The 17,253-nt window shown below is 60.6% G+C and carries 19 protein-coding genes; 7 read left to right on the top strand and 12 right to left on the bottom strand.

Translation table 11 applies throughout. The features are described from left to right. Nucleotides 1–54: 54 nt before the first annotated feature. Nucleotides 55–543 carry an Lrp/AsnC family transcriptional regulator gene (locus BJ928_RS25070; RefSeq protein WP_047632975.1) on the top strand — a complete coding sequence of 163 codons (489 nt, stop codon included), beginning with the start codon at nt 55–57 and terminating at the stop codon, nt 541–543. Between the two features lie 60 nt (nt 544–603). On the opposite strand, the gene BJ928_RS25065 is transcribed toward BJ928_RS25070, so the two are convergent. Beyond that, on the bottom strand, nt 604–1,572 hold the full coding sequence (locus tag BJ928_RS25065) for an NAD(P)-dependent oxidoreductase (protein WP_281024152.1): 969 nt from the start codon (nt 1,570–1,572) through the stop codon (nt 604–606). Nucleotides 1,573–1,743: 171 nt separating this feature from the next. Between BJ928_RS25065 and BJ928_RS25060 the strand changes: the two genes are divergently transcribed. The 4 genes from BJ928_RS25060 to BJ928_RS25045 all read left to right on the top strand — a co-directional run bounded on the left by BJ928_RS25060 (nt 1,744) and on the right by BJ928_RS25045 (nt 5,753). After that, nucleotides 1,744–2,712 carry an aliphatic sulfonate ABC transporter substrate-binding protein gene (locus BJ928_RS25060; RefSeq protein ID WP_047633226.1) on the top strand — a complete coding sequence of 323 codons (969 nt, stop codon included), beginning with the start codon at nt 1,744–1,746 and terminating at the stop codon, nt 2,710–2,712. 193 nt (nt 2,713–2,905) lie between these two features. After that, the gene (gene ssuD / locus BJ928_RS25055) at nt 2,906–4,081 is read left to right on the top strand and encodes an FMNH2-dependent alkanesulfonate monooxygenase (protein ID WP_047632979.1); all 1,176 of its coding nucleotides are present in this window, start codon (nt 2,906–2,908) and stop codon (nt 4,079–4,081) included. A 24-nt stretch (nt 4,082–4,105) separates the two neighbouring features. Next, nucleotides 4,106–4,942, top strand: a complete 837-nt coding sequence (gene ssuC / locus BJ928_RS25050) for an aliphatic sulfonate ABC transporter permease SsuC (RefSeq protein WP_047632981.1) — start codon at nt 4,106–4,108, stop codon at nt 4,940–4,942. Between the two features lie 10 nt (nt 4,943–4,952). Further along, nucleotides 4,953–5,753, top strand: a complete 801-nt coding sequence (locus BJ928_RS25045; protein ID WP_047632983.1) for an ATP-binding cassette domain-containing protein — start codon at nt 4,953–4,955, stop codon at nt 5,751–5,753. Here the strand turns inward: BJ928_RS25045 and BJ928_RS25040 are convergent. The 4 genes from BJ928_RS25040 to BJ928_RS25025 form a co-directional block, all read right to left on the bottom strand. Next, nucleotides 5,750–6,226 carry an SRPBCC family protein gene (locus BJ928_RS25040; protein ID WP_047632984.1) on the bottom strand — a complete coding sequence of 159 codons (477 nt, stop codon included), beginning with the start codon at nt 6,224–6,226 and terminating at the stop codon, nt 5,750–5,752. The two genes, BJ928_RS25045 and BJ928_RS25040, sit on opposite strands and share 4 nt — an antisense overlap. Next, entirely contained in the window at nt 6,223–6,567 is a 345-nt protein-coding gene (locus BJ928_RS25035; RefSeq protein WP_047632986.1) for a metalloregulator ArsR/SmtB family transcription factor, read from the bottom strand. Before BJ928_RS25035 ends, BJ928_RS25040 begins: the two co-directional genes overlap by 4 nt. Then, nucleotides 6,560–7,252, bottom strand: a complete 693-nt coding sequence (locus tag BJ928_RS25030) for a glutathione S-transferase family protein (RefSeq protein ID WP_047632988.1) — start codon at nt 7,250–7,252, stop codon at nt 6,560–6,562. Before BJ928_RS25030 ends, BJ928_RS25035 begins: the two co-directional genes overlap by 8 nt. Nucleotides 7,253–7,382: 130 nt before the next feature. Beyond that, a complete protein-coding gene (locus tag BJ928_RS25025; RefSeq protein ID WP_047632989.1) occupies nt 7,383–8,207 on the bottom strand; it encodes a methyltransferase domain-containing protein in 825 nt (274 codons plus the stop codon). 144 nt (nt 8,208–8,351) lie between these two features. Here BJ928_RS25025 and BJ928_RS25020 point away from each other — a divergent pair, with 144 nt between their 5' ends. Further along, nucleotides 8,352–9,089, top strand: coding sequence for a DUF2270 domain-containing protein (locus tag BJ928_RS25020; RefSeq protein WP_047632992.1), 738 nt, complete (start codon nt 8,352–8,354; stop codon nt 9,087–9,089). A 48-nt stretch (nt 9,090–9,137) separates the two neighbouring features. On the opposite strand, the gene BJ928_RS25015 is transcribed toward BJ928_RS25020, so the two are convergent. The 4 genes from BJ928_RS25015 to BJ928_RS25000 all read right to left on the bottom strand — a co-directional run bounded on the left by BJ928_RS25015 (nt 9,138) and on the right by BJ928_RS25000 (nt 12,118). Continuing rightward, complete coding sequence (locus tag BJ928_RS25015) at nt 9,138–9,404, bottom strand: usg protein (protein ID WP_047632993.1); 267 nt, start codon at nt 9,402–9,404, stop codon at nt 9,138–9,140. A gap of 185 nt (nt 9,405–9,589) precedes the next feature. Next, nucleotides 9,590–10,420: an ABC transporter permease gene (locus BJ928_RS25010; protein WP_047632995.1), complete on the bottom strand. Its 831-nt coding sequence runs from the start codon at nt 10,418–10,420 to the stop codon at nt 9,590–9,592. Continuing rightward, entirely contained in the window at nt 10,417–11,217 is an 801-nt protein-coding gene (locus BJ928_RS25005; RefSeq protein ID WP_047632997.1) for an ABC transporter permease, read from the bottom strand. Before BJ928_RS25005 ends, BJ928_RS25010 begins: the two co-directional genes overlap by 4 nt. A 118-nt stretch (nt 11,218–11,335) precedes the next feature. Beyond that, nucleotides 11,336–12,118, bottom strand: coding sequence for a lysine/arginine/ornithine ABC transporter substrate-binding protein (locus BJ928_RS25000; protein ID WP_047632998.1), 783 nt, complete (start codon nt 12,116–12,118; stop codon nt 11,336–11,338). A 370-nt stretch (nt 12,119–12,488) separates the two neighbouring features. Here BJ928_RS25000 and BJ928_RS24995 point away from each other — a divergent pair, with 370 nt between their 5' ends. After that, entirely contained in the window at nt 12,489–15,020 is a 2,532-nt protein-coding gene (locus BJ928_RS24995; RefSeq protein WP_047633000.1) for an OmpA family protein, read from the top strand. Nucleotides 15,021–15,070: 50 nt separating this feature from the next. Here the strand turns inward: BJ928_RS24995 and mobB are convergent, their stop codons facing one another. Genes mobB through BJ928_RS24980 form a run of 3 tightly spaced genes read right to left on the bottom strand, consistent with a single transcriptional unit; the run spans nt 15,071 to nt 17,170 of the window. Then, nucleotides 15,071–15,601 (bottom strand): molybdopterin-guanine dinucleotide biosynthesis protein B, encoded by a 531-nt coding sequence (gene mobB / locus BJ928_RS24990; protein ID WP_047633002.1) that lies wholly within the window; start codon nt 15,599–15,601, stop codon nt 15,071–15,073. After that, nucleotides 15,598–16,248 (bottom strand): molybdenum cofactor guanylyltransferase MobA, encoded by a 651-nt coding sequence (mobA, locus tag BJ928_RS24985; protein ID WP_047633004.1) that lies wholly within the window; start codon nt 16,246–16,248, stop codon nt 15,598–15,600. Before mobA ends, mobB begins: the two co-directional genes overlap by 4 nt. A gap of 10 nt (nt 16,249–16,258) precedes the next feature. Beyond that, the gene (locus BJ928_RS24980) at nt 16,259–17,170 is read right to left on the bottom strand and encodes a DMT family transporter (protein ID WP_047633007.1); all 912 of its coding nucleotides are present in this window, start codon (nt 17,168–17,170) and stop codon (nt 16,259–16,261) included. Nucleotides 17,171–17,253: the final 83 nt, after the last annotated feature.

Genomic DNA, 17,253 nt, shown 5'->3' with positions numbered 1-17,253 from the left:
TTTCTCTCGCTTAAAATAGGCTATAGAGAGAATATAATTCGAAGGGATGCTCAAATGGACCGCCTAGACCGCAAGATCCTGCGCCTGCTGCAGGAGGATTCCACTCTGGCCGTAGCCGATCTCGCCAAGAAGGTCGGCCTGTCGACGACGCCTTGCTGGCGCCGCATCCAGAAGATGGAAGAAGACGGTGTCATTCGCCGCCGCGTGGCGCTGCTTGACCCTGAAAAGGTCAACACCAAGGTCACTGTTTTCGTTTCCATTCGCACCAACAGCCACTCGATCGAATGGCTGAAGCGCTTTTCGGAAGTGATCGCCGATTTTCCGGAAGTGGTCGAATTCTATCGCATGAGCGGCGATGTCGACTATCTCTTGCGGGTCGTCGTTCCCGATATCGCGGCCTACGACGCTTTCTACAAGCGCATGATCGCGAAGATCGAAATCCGCGACGTCTCCTCGGCCTTTGCGATGGAGCAGATCAAGTATTCGACGGAACTGCCGCTCGATTACATGCTGCTTGAGAATGCCAAGTCGAACGACGACTGAGATGAATTGAGCGCCGCCGTGACGGGGCGCTCAGTTGATGCGGCTGATGTCGCGGCTTTCCTATTTCCTGTCCAGGCGCGCGAGCAGCGAGGAGGTATCCCAGCGGTTGCCTCCCATCGCCTGGACATCGCCGTAGAACTGGTCGACCAGGGCCGTCAGCGGCAGCTTCGCCTGGTTGCGGCGGGCTTCCTCCAGCACGATGCCGAGATCCTTGCGCATCCAGTCCACGGCGAAGCCGAAATCATATTTGCCAGCATTCATGGTCTTGTGGCGGTTTTCCATCTGCCAGGAGCCGGCTGCCCCCTTGGAAATGACCTCTATCACTTTTTCGATGTCGAGCCCGGCCTGCTTGCCGAAGTGAATGCCTTCCGCCAGGCCCTGGACGATGCCGGCGATGCAGATCTGGTTGATCATCTTGGTCAGCTGTCCCGCGCCAACCGGTCCCATCAGGCCGACCATTCGCGCATAGGCGTCGATGACGGGACGGGCTTTGTCGAAGACGGCCTCATCGCCGCCGCACATGACGGTCAGCACGCCGTTTTCGGCACCGGCCTGTCCGCCGGAGACCGGAGCATCGATGAAGCCGATGCCCTTTTCCTTGGCGGCCGCATAGAGCTCGCGCGCGACTTCGGCGCTCGCGGTCGTATTGTCGATCAGGACCGAGCCCGCCTTCATGCTTGAAAGCACGCCATTTTCGCCCGTCGTTACCGAGCGCAGATCGTCGTCATTGCCGACGCAGGTAAAGACGAAGTCGGCGTCTGCAGCCGCCTCGGCCGGGGTAGGGGCGAACTTGCCGTCATATTGCTTGGCCCATGCCTCGGCCTTGGCGAGGGTGCGGTTGTAGACGGTGACGTCATGACCGCCCTTGACCTTCAGATGCCCAGCCATGGGATAGCCCATGACGCCCATGCCGATGAACGAGACCTTTGCCATATCGTAACTCCCTGACCGAACTTGTTTCGAAGGCTTAGCGGAAAGGCCAGAGCGACGAAAGACCGATTTGTCGGGTAACTTGTCACTGTGGCACATGATTTGGAATACGATTTCTGAATTCAGTAGATATCGGAATGTAATTTCGATTCTGGTGCGAATCTTCATAATATCCTTTGTCGATATAATCTATGGATTTGCGATCTTAGGCCATCGACAACAAGCCGATGGCAGCGGAAGCGCCGAGGCCTCATGAAAAAGGGATCTTCGATGATTTCGCGCAGACAGACACTCGGCCTCTTCGGCGCCGCGGCGGCCGCCTTCGCCTTGCCTTCCATTCGTTCGGCGCGAGCGGCGGCGGCAACGACGCTCCGCATCGGCTGGCAGAAGAATGGCGTCCTGGCATTGGCCAAGCGCAAGAGCGCGCTGGAAAAGCGGCTCTCCGATCGCGGCATTTCGGTCGAATGGTCGGAGTTTACGTCCGGTCCGCCGCTGCTTGAGGCTCTCGGCGCGGGGGCGCTCGATTTCGGCGCCACCGGTGACGTGCCGCCACTTTTTGCGCAGGCCGCCAACGGCAATCTGCTCTATGTCGGCCTCTATACCGGCAGCCCCGAAAGCTCCGCTATTCTTGTGCGCAAGGACTCCCCGATCCAGACGCTTGCCGATCTCAAGGGCAAGAAGGTTGCATTCAAGCGCGGCTCCAGTGCTCACAATGTCACCGTCAAGGCGCTGCGCAAGGGTGGCCTGACGATCAACGATGTTCAGGCGCTCGACCTCGCGCCGCCGGACGCCTCGGCCGCCTTCAAGACGGGCGCCATCGATGCCTGGTCCATCTGGGACCCCTATCTCGCGATTGCCGAAGCCGATCCCGATACGCGCATCCTGACGACGGCGCGCGGCATCGTCGATTCCTTCAGCTATTTCCTGGCGAACAGCGATTTCACCAAAGACAATCCGCAGGTCATCGTCGACGTCATCGATGAACTGGCGAAGGTCGGGGCGGCCGCGCAGTCGAATCTGGACGACACGGTTACGGCCTTGTCCGAAATCACCGGCGTTCCGGCCGATGTGACGCGCGTGACGCTGACGCGACCGGGCGCCGATCTCGGCGGTGTCTCGACGATCACCGATGCGGCGATCGCCTATCAGCAGGGGCTGGCCGACGAGTTCTACAATCTCGGGATCGTGCCGAAGAAGCTGACCGTGACTGACATCGTCTGGCGGCCGAAGGCCAGCTGAGGCGGCCGGGCGCCGACAGATCCCGCCTGCACCTGAAACACTACAGGTGCAGGCTTTGTCGGCAAAAATATTTCGTCAAACACCGGCGATTAGAAAATCCATATTGTCGATATAATCAATAGTCTATGTCACTATCCGGGTCGAGCATCGGGAAGTGGCTCCCGACCACGCGCAGCAGAAGGCAGGAAGCTTCATGACCGCGATCGCAAAACCCATCGATTTCCTTTGGTTCATTCCGACCTCCGGCGACGGCACCTATCTTGGCACCGGCGATCTCAATCGCGGGCCGGAGATCGGCTATCTCCAGCAGATCGCACAGGCGGTGGATCGGCTTGGCTATACCGGCGTTCTCCTGCCGACGGGTGTATCCTGCGAAGAGTCCTTCGTGACGGCGGCAGCGCTTTCGGCCCATACGCAGAAGCTGAAGTTCCTCGTTGCGATCCGCCCCGGCACGGCCTCACCGGCCTATTATGCGCGCCTTGCCTCGACGCTCGATCGCGTTTCGAATGGCCGCGTGCTGCTCAACATCGTCGTTGGCGGCAGCCCGGCAGAGCTGGCGGGCGATGGTATTCATCTCGAACATGACGAACGCTACGCTCATGCGGACGAGTTCTTCCATGTCTGGGAGGAACTGCTGGAGAAGGGGTCCTCGACGTTCAAGGGCAAGTATATTACGGCGACGAATGCAAGGCTCGGCCTGCCGCCGGTGCAATCGCCGCGGCCGCCGCTCTATTTCGGAGGGTCTTCCGATGCCGGCATCGAGTTCTCTGTCGGCCGCGTCGACAAGTACCTGACCTGGGGCGAGCCGCCGACGCAGGTGGGCGAGAAGATCGAGAAGGTAAGGGCAGCAGCCGCGAAGCGCGGACGCGAGGTCAGCTTCGGCATCCGCCTGCATTTCATCGTCCGCGAGACCGATGAGGAGGCATGGGCGGCAGCCGACAAGCTGATTTCCAAGCTCGACGACGAGACGATCCGCGAAGCGCAGGAGCAATTCGTCAAGCAGTCCGACTCCGTCGGGCAGAAGCGCATGGCGGCGCTGCATGGCGGGCGACGCGACAAGCTCGAAGTCTCGCCGAACCTCTGGGCCGGCGTCGGGCTTGTGCGCGCCGGTGCGGGCACGGCGCTTGTCGGCTCGCCGAAGACGGTGGCCGCGCGATTGCGGGAATATCAGGAGCTCGGCATCGAAACCGTGATCGGCTCCGGCTACCCGCATCTGGAGGAAGCCTATCGCGTCGCCGAATTGCTGTTCCCCGAACTCGGTCTGAACCAGGCGCAGCAGCGCGCCGGTTTCCGCAACGAATTCGGCGCCAAGCAGATTTTTGCCGGCGGTAGCCATGGCGGCAATCTGAAAGTCGTTTCCGGCTCGTAACGCCAGCTAGAGAGGGAGATCCCTATGTCGGCATTCGACACGTCCTTCGTCCGCGTGGGCACGGAACGCCGCGCGCGCCCGGCCAAGGCGGCTCGGCAGGCCATCTCGCTTCAGAGATTCTTGCCTTTCCTGCTGCCCGTCGTTGTCATTGCGGCGTGGCAGCTCGGCTCATCATTCGGATGGATCTCCACCCGCATCATGCCGTCGCCGGCGGCCGTCGTGGTCGCCTTCTGGCAGACCACGATCTCCGGCCAGCTACCGAACAATATCCTCGTCAGCGCCGGACGCGCTTTCGCCGGCCTGCTCGTCGGCGGTTCGATCGGCTTCCTGCTCGGCATCGCCAATGGCGTATCACGGCTGTCGGAACAGTTGACCGATACGACGCTGCAGATGCTGCGGACCATTCCGCATCTCGCCATGGTGCCGCTCGTCATTCTCTGGTTCGGGATCGGCGAGGAATCGAAGCTGTTCCTGACGGCGCTCGGCGTGCTCTTCCCGATCTATCTCAACACCTATCACGGCGTGCGCAATGTCGATCGCGGGCTGATCGAGATGGGACGGGTCTACGGGATGAGCAACTGGACACTGTTCCGGAAGGTTATTTTCCCCGGCGCGCTTCCGTCCATCCTCGTCGGTTTACGATTTGCCCTCGGCATCATGTGGCTGACGTTGATCGTAGCAGAATCGATCGCGGCATCGTCTGGGATTGGCTACATGGCCAACAATGCCCGCGAATTCGGCATGACCGACGTCGTCGTCCTGACACTGGTCATCTATGCCATCCTCGGCAAGCTTGCCGATGTCGTTGCAAGGGCGATTGAGCGCAGGGCCCTGCGCTGGAATCCGGCCTATCAGAATTGAGGAGCCTGTCATGAGCGCCATCGCAATAGATCGGCCACGGACCGAGTCCGCAAATATTGCCTCGCAGATTGCGAGCGCCGCAGCCATCCATATCAAGGGACTGGAGAAGAGTTTCGGAAACAACCGCGTTTTGCGCGGTATCGATCTCGATATTCCCGCCGGCCAGTTCGTTGCGGTCATCGGTAAGAGTGGTTGCGGCAAGAGCACGCTCCTGCGCATCCTGATGGGGCTGGAAGAGCCGAGCGCCGGTTATCTTCGGTTCGATACGGCCGAAGGCAGCGATGCGCAACCCAATACGCGCATCGTCTTTCAGGAGCCGCGCCTGCTGCCCTGGTTCTCCGTCGCTGACAATGTCGCGGTTGGCTTGGGCGAAGGGGTGCCGCAGGATATTTCGCGCCGGGAAACGGTTTCCGTTCTTTCCGAGGTGCAGCTGGCCGAGAAAGCCGGCGAATGGCCCTCCAGTCTTTCCGGCGGCCAAAAGCAGCGTGTGGCGCTTGCCCGAGCGCTTGTCAGCAAGCCTGGTATCCTCGCACTGGATGAGCCGCTCGGTGCGCTGGATGCCCTGACGCGCATCAGTATGCAGGAATTGCTGAACCGCGTCTGGCGCGAACTCGGCTTTACTGCCGTGCTCGTGACGCATGACGTCAGCGAGGCGGTGCATCTGGCCGATCGTGTCGTGGTGCTGGATGAAGGCCGGATCGTGCTCGATCTCGATATTCCCCATCCGCACCCCCGCCACCACGGCAATCCCGCCTTGGCGGAGCTCGAAGGGCAGCTGCTCGCGGCGATCCTCGGCGAGACACGTAGCTAGTTCGGCGAACTGCCGTCTGCCTCGACGAAAAGTCGGAGATTGTCGAAGCCGATTTCCGTGCCCATGAGGCGCGAGCCGTTATCGCTGTAGCCGTCAAGAAAGACGACTTGTTCGACGAAGGTCATCTTCGTGCCGCCGGGCTCGGAGGTGAAGTTGATGGTTGCCAGCGATACGGAGATTCTGAAGTCGTCGAGCATCATGTCGAAGGCATAGATGAAGCGCTCGTTCTCGACGACATCGATGTACCGCGCCTGATAGGCATGCACGACGCCATCCGCCGAGGCGACGCGATTGCGTTCGCTGCCGCCGGTACGGAAATCGAGCTGGAATTCCAGCGGCTTCCAGCCTTCATGACAGGCAAACCATTGCCGCTTCTGTTCCGGTATTGCCCAGGCGTTGAAGACCTTCGATAGTGGTGCCTTGAAATGGCGCTCTATGGTGATGGTCGTATGGTCTGTCGATCGTTTGCTCATTCGTCTGCCATCTCCGTCGAAGTATCGCTAAGAAAGAGATCCAGGCGGTCGAAGGCCTGGTTCCAAGATGCCTTGTGCTCCGTAATCCATCGCTCGACGGATGCCAGCGCCTCCTTGCGAAGGTGATAGGTCCGCACCCGGCCGGCCTTTGCCGACAATACCAGGCCGCTCGTCTCCAGCACTTGCAGATGCTTCATCACGGTCGGCAGCGCCATGTCGAGCGGCTCCGCCAGCTCGGTGACGGAGGCGGGGCCACGGCCCAGCCTATCGATCATGCCTCGGCGGCTCTGGTCGGAGAGAGCCTGGAACATGCGGTCGAGCGCCTGCTGTTCCTCAAGCATTCGGCTTTTCCGGCCGGAACTGTGCCGGCAGTTTCTCGCGGTAGGGATAGTATCGGAAATAGGGCATGGCTTCCTGGAGTACGCGGGCGAAGGACGGGCGGTCGAGCAGACGCTGATAATAGGCTTTTAGCCGACCATGTTCTTCGCCAAAGGGAACAAGGGTTTCGGCGTAGAATAGGGCCGGTGCGGCGGCGCAATCCGCCATGGTCACGTTCTCTCCGGTGATCCAGGTTTTCCCGTCCAGCTGCTTTTCGATCATTTCATAGGCGGTGCGTAGCAGCGATTGTGCTTCGGCGACGCTTTGCGCACTCCGGTCTTTATCTGCCCGGCGCACGTCGGCGACGATCGCTTGCATCGGCTCCTGCACATAAAGGTCGAAAAAGCGGTCCCAGAGCCGGACGCACAGGGCATCCGAGAGCTCTGTCGGCAATAGCTGGATTGCGCCGGGATAATGCCGATCGAGATATTCGATGATGATGCTGGTTTCGGGAATGGTGCTATCAAGCGCTTCGTCGCGCAGCACCGGAAATTTGGCGAGCGGCCAGAGCCGCGCCAGCGAGGCGCGCGATTCCGCATTGCCAAGATCGATGATCCGGCTTTCGAATGGTGTGCCGTTTTCATAGAGCGCCATCAAGACCTTGTGGCAGAACGAGGCGAGCGGATGCTGGTAGAGAATAAGGGACATGCGACGACCTCTCCAAAATCAAGGTTCGAGCTGATACTTATCTGAATGGCTAAGTATCAGCTCGGCGGTCGCGATGCAAGGAAATAGTTATCCAAATGGATAACTATTATTTCTGCTGAATGCGGTTGTCTCAATCCGCAAGCAGGCGGGCGATGATCAGATGACCCGGTGTCGGTTGGCCGTCTTCCATGCGGACATTGATATCGGTGATTTCGACGAGCTCGAAGCCGGTCGCGGCCAGCCGTTCGCGCACGTAAGCTTCGGAATGGGCAAAGCGCTGGTGCGGGCCGACCATATAGGGCCTTCCGGCCATGGTCGCGTCGGGCAGGGTCTCGGAGGAGAAGATGAAGAGGCCGCCCGGCACCATGTTTTCGGCCGCGCCAAAAAAGAGGGGTTCCAGCGCGCCGAGATAGGGCAGGACATCGGTCGCGGTGATCAGATCGAAGGCGTCTTCATCGTTATCGTCGAGGAAATCCTCGACTTCGGCGACGAAGAGCGTCTCGTAGACGTCCTTTTCATGGGCGACTTCGACCATGTTCTCGGAGATGTCGATGCCGGTGATGTCCTCGACGATGTCTCGCAGGGTGCCGCCCGTCAGGCCCGTGCCGCAGCCGAGATCGAGCATGCGTTTGAAGGGGCCGAGGCCGAGCGCCTGCAAACGCTGGCGAACGAGGACGGGCACGTGATAGCCGAGCTGCTCAACCAATACATCTTCGAAAACTTCGGCATGCTGGTCGAACAGGGTCTCGACATAGGCATCGGGTGCCTTGACCGGCGTTTCGCCACGACCCATCGAAGCGATGCGCACGGCAGCGCCGCCATGGTCTTCCGGATCGAGGGCCAGCACCTTTTCATAGGCTTGAACCGCGGCGTCGATATCGCCCGCCTTCTCCAGCGCCAGCGCCTGGTTATAGGCTTCCGCCAGCGCGTCTTCGTCGATCTTCTTCTTTGCCATGGTTACAGGCCCTTCCTTTTGTCCCGCAGGCATTAAGACGCCTGATCAGCTTTTGCAATGCTTGCTAAGCAGGAGCAGAATATCGCTCTCGGTCAAGGCGAGTTGGGGGACGCTATCCGAACAAAAAATAAGGGAGGAACAACAATGGATACCGAATTGACCGCACCAAGCCCGGCAGGCGGTCCAAATGGTGGCCCGGCGGAGCGCGCGCGCCCGGCCTTACCGGCGACATCGACCGAGGTCACCAACACGTTGACCCATTACTACCGAGGCGAACTGGCGAGAATGACCAGCTGGCGCGACCGTATCGATCGCACGTCGAACTGGGCGATCACGGTGGTCGCGGCTCTGCTTTCCGTATCGCTGTCGACACCGTCGTCGCATCACGGGGTACTCTTGTTCGGGATGATGCTGATCACGCTGTTGCTGATGATCGAAGCGCGGCGCTATCGCTTCTTCGATGTCTATCGTTCGCGGGTGCGGCAGCTTGAGCGGCACTACTTTGCGCAGATTCTCGCGCCGCAAGCCGAGCTCAATTCCGATTGGGCATTGCCGATTGCCACCAGCCTGCGGTCGCCGCGACTGCTGCTCAGCCACGCCGAGGCGGCGCAGCGGCGGTTGCGGCGCAATTACTGTTGGATGTACGCGATCCTGCTGCTCGCATGGATCTTGAAGATTTCGACGCCGAGGCTGCAGACGGACGGGCTGACGCAGGAGCGGGCGCATTCATGGAGCTACATTGCCGACAATGCCGCCCTCGGACCGATGCCGGGCCTGATTGTCATCGTGATCGTGGCCGCCTTTTACGCCGCCATTGTTTACGGCACGCTCCATCGCGGACCTGACGACGGGGATTTCGTCCATGGCGAGGCGCACGTCTGATGGTGGCCGCTCAGCCGGCAGGCTATGCCGCGCGCGCGGGTCGATGCCTCAATGCAGAATGAACTCGCCTTTCACGGCGCGCCATTCGGTTGCTGAAATCAGCTTGCGATGGACATAGCGCACGGAATGAAGCGGACCATCCAGCGTCTCCTGCCAGAATTTCAGGAAGCCGCGCATTTCCGGGAAATTCGGGGCGAGGTCGTAGTCCTGCCAGATATAGGTCTGGAGAAATTGCGGGTGGTCGGGCAGGCGGTAGAAGATCTGTGCCGTCGTCAACCCATAACCCTGCAACTGCTTTTGCATGTGGTCGTGCATGAGCTTTCTCTTTCCGTTCCCATTCTTCGTGACTCATGGTCACGGGGATATGGAAACAGCTCATGGTAAACTCAAGCTTTACAAAACTGTCATGAAGGTAATTTTATTCACAGAAATCAATATGTTAGCAGCGACACTCTGAGAGTGCTGCCAAAGGCGGAACTTTCGCCGCCGCCTTTGATGGATCAGCGCTTGAGGTGCCGGGTCAGCCGGCCTTCCATCCGCGCCCAACCGTTGCGCATGAGCTCGACGATCACGAGATAGAAAATCGCCGCCCAGAGATAGATCTGGTAGTCGTATGTGCGCGAGAAAGCGTAGCGAGTTTCGCCCATCAGGTCGTAGACGGTGATGATGGAGACGGTTGCCGAACTCTTGATCAGCAGGATGATCTCATTGCCGTAGGGACGCAGTGCGACGATGAGCGCCTGGGGAATAATGATCTTGCGGAAGGCGATCCATGTATGAATGCCAAGCGCGCTTGCCGCTTCCGTCTGTCCCTTCGGCACGCTCTGAATGGCCGCCCGGACGATTTCGGTCTGATAGGCGGCTGTGTTGAGCGTCATGGCAAAGACGCCGCAGTAGAAGGGGTCCTTGAAGAACCACCAGAGACCGATATCCTCGAAGAACCAGCGAAAGCTCGGAAAGCCGTAATAGACCATGAAAATCTGGGCGAGCAGCGGCGTGCCGCGGAACAGATAGACATAGCAATAGGTCAGCGTGCTCAAAATCCTGTTGCTCGACATGCGGGCATAGGCGAGCGGCATCGACAGGATCGCGCCGAGGACGAAGGATATGGCGACCAGCTTGACCGTGATCCAGAGGCCGTGCAGGAGCCGCGGGCCGTAGGTTTGAAGTTTGTCAGGGTCCCAGCCGGTGATGACCATCGAGATCAGGGCGATGCCGAGAATGGCCCACAGCGTCAGGAAGAAATAGCCGGCGATGGCGGATTTAGAGAGTTTCCGAGCCGTCTTCGGCGGTGCGGGCTGTGCCGCGATCAGAACTTCGGCATGGCTCATCGGCGAACCTCCGCGCGTTTGGCCCATCGATCGAGATAGAAGAGGCCGATCGAGGAAATGACGGCCAATGTCAGATAGAAGAGGCAGGCGATTGAATAGAAAGTGAAGGGCGCCTTGGTCGAGCGCACGGCAATGCCCGTCTGTCTGATGATATCGGCAAGACCGATGATCGAGACGTAGGACGTATCCTTCAGCAGGTTCATCCAGAGGTTTCCAAGGTTCGGCAAGGAAATGCGGACCAGCTGCGGCAGGATGATCAGCCGCATCGTGCGCACGCGATGGAAGCCGAGCGCGTCCCCCGCCTCGTATTGGCCCTTTGGGATAGCCTTGAACGCGGACACCAGCACTTCCGAACAATAGGCGGAGAAGACGATCGCCAGCGCGACCATGCCGGCGGCAAAGGCATTGATTTCGATCGGACCGTCATAGCCGAATTTCGCCAGCACTGATTGCAGCAGGATCTGCATCCCGTAGTAGATGATGAAGAGCGTCAGCAGCTCCGGCAGGCCACGGAAAATCGTCGTGAACACGCCCGCGGCAAGCCGCAGCGACTTTTCTTCCGATTGCTGCGCAAGGGCGACGAAGAAGCCGATCACCAGTCCCAGCGGCAGCGTCGCCAGAGAGACGGCAATGGTAATCTTCAGACCGCCGGCAAGCTCATCGCCCCAGCCGTTGCCGCAGGCCAGCATCGTGTTCTGGAAGAACACACTGAACACACCGGCCGGACCACACAATGGGTCAAAAATCGTAGTCAACCAGGTCCAAAAAGAACCGAGGGCGGAAAACAATCCGCTCATGCTGTATTTCCCCTAGCGGCTTTTGCCGCGTTTCTGCTTATATTCTTTTCGTTGTCAAACAAAAACGGCGGAAGGGCAAGCTTCCGCCGTCGTCTTTTCCAAGGAAATCGACGGGCGATCAATCGCCGTAGACGTCGAAATCGAAATACTTGTCCTGAATCTTCTTGTAGGTGCCGTCGGCGCGGATCGCGGCGATCGCGGCGTTCAGCTTGTCCTTGAGAGCCGTGTCGCCCTTGCGGATGGCGATGCCGGCGCCGGCGCCATTGACGACCGGGTCGATCTTCAGCGTGCCGAGCATCTTGCAGCAGCTGCCGGCATCCGACTTCACCCATTCCGACAGAACGACGACGTCGTCAATGGCGGCATCGATGCGGCCGTTGCCGAGGTCGAGCTTGTATTCGTCGGCCGACGGATAGAGCTTCAGTTCGGCGTCCTTCAGGTGAACGGTGGCATAGTTGGCGTGGGTCGTGGAGGACTGGGCGCCGATGGACTTGCCCTTCAGGGCTTCATCGGTCGCTTCCTTGATGGTCGAATCCTTCGGAACGGCGATCGCCGGCGGCGTGTTGTAGATCTTGTTGGTGAAGTCGACGATCTTCTCGCGTTCCGGCGTGATGGACATGGAGGAGATGACCGCGTCGAACTTCTTGGCCTGCAGGGCCGGGATGATGCCGTCGAAGTCCTGATTCACGAAAGAGCACTTGACCTTCATCTGATCGCAAAGAGCATTGGCTACATCAATGTCGAAGCCGACGAACTTGCCGCCTGCTTCGAGCGATTCGAAGGGCGGGTAGGTGGCGTCGGTGCCGAAGACGATCGTGTCGCCGTCGGCAAGCGCTGCGCCGGCGACGAGCGACATCGCGGCGAAGGATGCAGCGGCAAAAAGACGAGTGGAGATGCGCATATTGACCCTCTCTGTTGGTGGCCGACGGCCCATTATTGTTTTTGGCAGGCGGCTCGAGTGGAGCGGGCCGGTGGCCCGCCTTGCGGCGATATTCGTACTTTTTTTCTGGAAAATGCAACTGGAATTACGAGGGCAACCCGCCTTTGCGCAATGCCGCCGCAATTCAAACGCGCCAAAGGGAAATCTGAACGAAAGCCATCCGCTACGTTCAGCCAGGGTTAATTGCGGCAACCTAATAGTGCGGGAACATATAGCGGCCTGCCGCGATTCAGCCTCATGAGAACCGAAAATCGGCCTCCTTCGTGAGGCAATCGCCTTGCCCGCTGAGATTCGCAATTCGGCGGACAAAGATCATAAGAGGAGACCCCATATGGGAAAGCGATCCAGACTTTTTGCCAGCGCCGCGTTTCCGCTGCTTTCGCTATCGCTCGCATTAGAGCCGGCAGCAGCAGCGGCGCTTCGTGAACAGCCCATCGCGCCGTTAAACAATGGTATCGTCGGTGTGACCACGGTCGCCGCCAACTCGAGTTTCGAGGTGGCGCAGCAGGAAGCACCGGCTGCTCAGCCCGACGAAGAGCAGCTCAAGCACAAGAAGCCTGCCGAGGGCGGAGAGGGCGAACCGCAGGGTCAGAAGCATCAGGGCGGCGCCGAACAGCAGCATCAGATGAAGCAGGCCGAGCCGGAAGGCGAGCCGCAACAGAAGGCGCCGAAGCAGCAGCAGCCGGAAGCCCAGCCGCCAAAGGCAGAGCATCAGCAGCCCGCGGAACAGGAGCAGCCGAAGCCGCAGAAGCAGCAGCCGGCCGCAGAGGCACAACCCGAGCCGCCGAAGAAGCAGCGCCAGCAGCCTGCGGAGGAGCCGCAGGCTCAGCCGGAGGCCAAGCCGCAACCGAAGGCCGTTGCTCCCGAGGCCGAGCCGGAAGCGCCGCAGCCGAAGCCGAAGGCCAAGCAGCCGGAAGCCAAGCAGCCCGAGGCAGAACAGCCGGCCGAGGCTCCGCAGCCGAAGGCAAAGCAGCAGCCTGCCGAAGAGGCTCAGCCTGAAGCCAAGCCACAGCCCAAAGGCAAGCCTCAGCCGAAGGAACAGCCCGCGCCGGCACAGAATGAAGCCCCTGCGGCACAGCAGCCACAGAACCAGGAGGCTCAGCCCGGAAAGCAGGCGCAGCCTGAAGCCAAGCCACAGCCCAAGCAGCAAGGTCAGACCGAGAACCCGGCAAAGCAGCCGGCTGAGCAGCAGCCTGCACCCGCAGGCGAGCCGGCGCAGGGCCACAAGGCTCAGCCGGGAGCCGAGGCACAGCCTGGAACGAAGGGCCAGCCCGAAGCCCAACCCGCAACGCCCGGCGCCCAACAGGGACAGAAGGGTGGCGACAAGACCCACGGCAAGCAGCCGCAGAACCAGCAGCAAGGCGAGCAGCCCGCCGCCAATCCGCAGCAGCCGGCCCAGAAGGGCGAGCAGCCGCAGGGACAGCCCGCACAGACCGGCAACCAGGCGACGCCGCAGCCCGGCAAGCAGCAGCCGGCAGCCAATGGCGCTGAGACACCCGCCCAGGGTGGTGCAACGACTCCGGCCGCCAACGGCAACGGCCAGCAGGCCGGCGAAATCCAGGTGCCTCCGGCCGAGCAGGTCTCGCCGCAGGAGCTGGAGCGCCGCAAGAAGATTGCCGAGGACCCAGCGTCCGCCAAGGGCCCGGTCATTCTGCCCGTTGAAAACGGCAGCGCTGTTCTCGACAGCCAGAAGGATGCGGTTCGTCGTGGCGAGCATCTGAACAACGGCCAGAATCCTGGCGCTCCGGGAGCTCAGGGTGGTCGTGGGCAGGGCCAAAACGGCCAGGGTCAGGGCCAGAACGGTCAGGCACAGAATGTTCCGGGCCAGCAGCCGCCTCCGGCCTACACGAAGCCGCCGGCATCCGATGCGGATGCGCAGCGCGTGACGGGTGGCGGTCAGCCGCAGCCGCCTGTCAAGATCGAGGCCGTAACCAGCGAACAGGGCCGCCGGATCGATCGCCGGCCGGATTTTGTCGCGCCGCAGGGGCCGCAAGGAACGATCGTCCAAACCATCATCAATCAGGACAATCGCACCGTCATCAACGTCGACAACACCTATGTCGTTCGACATGATGACAGCGACCGCTTCGTCCGCGATGGTGAGCGTCCGAGCTATGAGCAATTGTCGCGGGATCGCTACCGTGAGACGATCGATCGGCCTGACGGCGATCGCATCGTGACCATTCGCAACCGCTACGGCGATATCATCCAGCGTTCCCGCATCGATGCTCGCGGCCGTGAATACGTGCTGTTCTATTCGCCGGAGCTGGAAGACCAGCCGGATCACGACGATTATTTCCGCGATCCGGGCGACAGCCTGCCGCCGATGCGTCTGCTCATTCCGTTGAGCCAGTACATCATCGACACGGCGTCGAACCGCAACGCTGACTACTACGACTTCCTGCGTGAGCCGCCGGTCGAGCCGGTCGAGCGCATCTATTCGGTCAACGAGGTCCGTTATTCGGCTCGTATCCGCGACAAGATCCGCCGTATCGACCTCGACACGATCACCTTCGCAACGGGCAGTGCCGACATCCCGATGTCTCAGGCGAGCACGTTGCGCGGCGTCGCCGACGGCATTTCGAAGATCATCCAGCGCGATCCGACCGAAACCTTCCTGATCGAAGGTCACACGGATGCGGTGGGCTCGGCCCAGAGCAACCTGATCCTGTCTGACCGCCGTGCCGAATCGGTCGCCAACGTTCTGTCGGATGTCTATGGCATTCCGGCGGAGAACCTGGTGACCCAGGGTTATGGCGAGCAGTATCTCAAGGTGAATACGCTCGGACCATCGCAGGAGAACCGCCGCGTCACCATCCGCCGCATCACGCCGCTGGTCCGTCCGGTTGCGTCCAATCGGTAAGCGCTAGGCTACATTGAAAGAGAAGGGCCGTCGGGAAACCGGCGGCCTTTTCATTTCGGCGATTTGCCGAGGTCGACCATCTTGGCGATGAAATCGGCGATCGAAACCGTGTCGTTGAGGTCGAAGACTGCGAGTGAGCCGGCGTCCTCAACTGAATGGTCCGCGGCGATGGCGACGATATGAGGGTCCTGCGGAGAAAGCGGTTCCCGCTTGGCGGCCTCCAGACGGCGGGCCTCGATCTTCGGGATGGGCTCTCGCTTATAACCCTCGATCAGAACGAGATCGCAAGGGGCGAGACGCGCGAGTATTTCCTCGAAACTCGGCTCGGGCTCGCCGCGCAATTCATGCATGATGGCGTAGCGCGTGCCGGAAACGATGGTGACTTCATGCGCTCCCGCCTCGCGATGACGGAAGCTGTCGGCGCCGACTTTGTCGATGTCGAAATCATGATGTGCATGCTTGATGGTGGAGATCCGATAGCCGCGTTGGGTGAATTCCGTCACAAGGCGCACGGCAAGCCCGGTCTTGCCGGAATTCTTCCAGCCGGCGATGCCAAAGATCTTGGGGCGGGAGTTCGTCATGGCATGTTTTCCAAAGCTGCCAGCCATGTCTTCGCTTCGGCGAGATCAGCTGGCGTATTGATGTTGAAGAAGGGGTCGAGAGCACCGATCGACGTTTCGATCGCAGGAAAATCGACCCGCCGGACGTTATGCCGGGCGAGGAAATCCCTGATGCGCCGCTTCTCGTCGGAGACGATCCAGCGCTCCAGATCTGGAGCGGCCGAGACGGGCCAGAGGCCAAAAACAGGATGGTCCTGGCCGAGCGATACGGCAATGGCAATCTCATCGAGGTCCTGAATGGCGTTGGCAAGGCGCGCGACAAGGTCAGGCGGAAAGAAGGGCGTATCTATGGGGATTGTGGCGACATGCGAGACCTGCGGATAGCGCGATAGGGTGTCCTGCATCGCGGCGAGCACACCGGCAAGCGGCCCTAATTTGCCGGGAATTCTATCGGGAACGAGAGCCATTTCCAAGGTATCGGGCCAATCGGCGTCCGCATTCAGGGCAATCGGCCTATGTTGCTGCCGCGCGACCTTGGAGGAAACGCGAGCCAGCAGGCTCTCGCCCGCGAGCGATACGAAAGCCTTGTTTGTGCCCATGCGGCTTGATCGGCCGCCTGCAAGCAACACAACGGGAATGTCTTCAGGTTTGGCGATGAAACCGGGCATGATTGCGACCTCAGGCGGGAACGCGGGGCTTTGATTCCTGTGCAACGGGCTCGGCCGCCCGCCGCTTGCTTTCCCGATAGAAGGTATAGATGCCGGAAGCGATGACAATGACTGCGCCGATGACAGCCCATCCATCGGGCACTTCGCCAAAGGCGATCAGGCCGAGCATAGCCGACCAGATCAGACTGAGATAACGGAAGGGGGCGATGAATGAGATTTCGCCCGTGCGCATGGCCAGTATGACAGCCTGATAGCCGATCAGCACCAGAACGGAGGCCAGCAGGATCTGAAGAAGCGCTGTCCCCTCGACGGGCTGCCAGCCGCCGAGGGGAGCGATGCTCAAGGCTCCGAATATGGATATGGAGACAGCGGTGCAGAGCGTGACCATCAGCGATGGCACTTCCTTGTCGATGCAGCGCGTCGCCAGATCGCGGGCCGCAGTCGCGAACATGCAGGTGATGACGAGGAGAGCCGCGGTGTTGAACCCGTCGGGGCCCGGCCGGATGATGATGAGCACGCCGACGAAGCCGACGACAATCGCCGACCAGCGCCGCCACCCCACAGGCTCCTTCAGAAAGATCATCGCGCCGAGCGTGACCGCCAGCGGCACAGCCTGCTGAATGGCCGAGGCATTGGCAATCGGCATCATTCCAAGGGCAGTAATATAGGTTATCGCCGCCAGCGCCTCGCAGGCGATCCGCAGCGCAATCATTGGCTGCAGAATGACCTTCCATCTGCGCAGCGCACCCATGCGGCGGGCGAGGAGATAGACGAAAAGGGTCGTGAATAACCCGCGGATGAAAATGATCTCGCCCGCGTTCATCGTGGCGATGACCGACTTCGACAAGGCGTCGCTGCAGGAAAAGCCGGCCATGGATACGGCCATGAGAAGTGCGCCCTGCGTATTCTTGGTCAGTCGCATGAGAAATATGAGTCCCCCGATACACCTATTTGGATTAGCGCTGTTTTCCGCAAATTGGAATCGGTTGCCCTGTGGTTGCGGTT

The sequence above is a fragment of the Rhizobium sp. WW_1 genome, from assembly GCF_003610155.1.
Lineage (GTDB): Bacteria > Pseudomonadota > Alphaproteobacteria > Rhizobiales > Rhizobiaceae > Rhizobium > Rhizobium tropici_A.
This window is presented reverse-complemented; position numbering and strand designations above follow the sequence as displayed.

Bases quoted from the DNA above. Each gene is read 5' to 3' on its own strand.
- BJ928_RS25040 (WP_047632984.1), bottom strand. From the start codon at position 6,226: ATGAGCAAACGATCGACAGACCATACGACCATCACCATAGAGCGCCAT.
- mobB (WP_047633002.1), bottom strand. From the start codon at position 15,601: ATGACGAACTCCCGCCCCAAGATCTTTGGCATCGCCGGCTGGAAGAAT.
- BJ928_RS24995 (WP_047633000.1), top strand. From the start codon at position 12,489: ATGGGAAAGCGATCCAGACTTTTTGCCAGCGCCGCGTTTCCGCTGCTT.
- BJ928_RS25035 (WP_047632986.1), bottom strand. From the start codon at position 6,567: ATGCTTGAGGAACAGCAGGCGCTCGACCGCATGTTCCAGGCTCTCTCC.
- BJ928_RS25000 (WP_047632998.1), bottom strand. From the start codon at position 12,118: ATGCGCATCTCCACTCGTCTTTTTGCCGCTGCATCCTTCGCCGCGATG.
- BJ928_RS24980 (WP_047633007.1), bottom strand. From the start codon at position 17,170: ATGCGACTGACCAAGAATACGCAGGGCGCACTTCTCATGGCCGTATCC.
- mobA (WP_047633004.1), bottom strand. From the start codon at position 16,248: ATGCCCGGTTTCATCGCCAAACCTGAAGACATTCCCGTTGTGTTGCTT.
- ssuC (WP_047632981.1), top strand. From the start codon at position 4,106: ATGTCGGCATTCGACACGTCCTTCGTCCGCGTGGGCACGGAACGCCGC.
- BJ928_RS25015 (WP_047632993.1), bottom strand. From the start codon at position 9,404: ATGCACGACCACATGCAAAAGCAGTTGCAGGGTTATGGGTTGACGACG.
- BJ928_RS25030 (WP_047632988.1), bottom strand. From the start codon at position 7,252: ATGTCCCTTATTCTCTACCAGCATCCGCTCGCCTCGTTCTGCCACAAG.
- BJ928_RS25005 (WP_047632997.1), bottom strand. From the start codon at position 11,217: ATGAGCGGATTGTTTTCCGCCCTCGGTTCTTTTTGGACCTGGTTGACT.
- BJ928_RS25070 (WP_047632975.1), top strand. From the start codon at position 55: ATGGACCGCCTAGACCGCAAGATCCTGCGCCTGCTGCAGGAGGATTCC.
- ssuD (WP_047632979.1), top strand. From the start codon at position 2,906: ATGACCGCGATCGCAAAACCCATCGATTTCCTTTGGTTCATTCCGACC.
- BJ928_RS25025 (WP_047632989.1), bottom strand. From the start codon at position 8,207: ATGGCAAAGAAGAAGATCGACGAAGACGCGCTGGCGGAAGCCTATAAC.
- BJ928_RS25060 (WP_047633226.1), top strand. From the start codon at position 1,744: ATGATTTCGCGCAGACAGACACTCGGCCTCTTCGGCGCCGCGGCGGCC.
- BJ928_RS25020 (WP_047632992.1), top strand. From the start codon at position 8,352: ATGGATACCGAATTGACCGCACCAAGCCCGGCAGGCGGTCCAAATGGT.
- BJ928_RS25010 (WP_047632995.1), bottom strand. From the start codon at position 10,420: ATGAGCCATGCCGAAGTTCTGATCGCGGCACAGCCCGCACCGCCGAAG.
- BJ928_RS25045 (WP_047632983.1), top strand. From the start codon at position 4,953: ATGAGCGCCATCGCAATAGATCGGCCACGGACCGAGTCCGCAAATATT.
- BJ928_RS25065 (WP_281024152.1), bottom strand. From the start codon at position 1,572: ATGTGCCACAGTGACAAGTTACCCGACAAATCGGTCTTTCGTCGCTCT.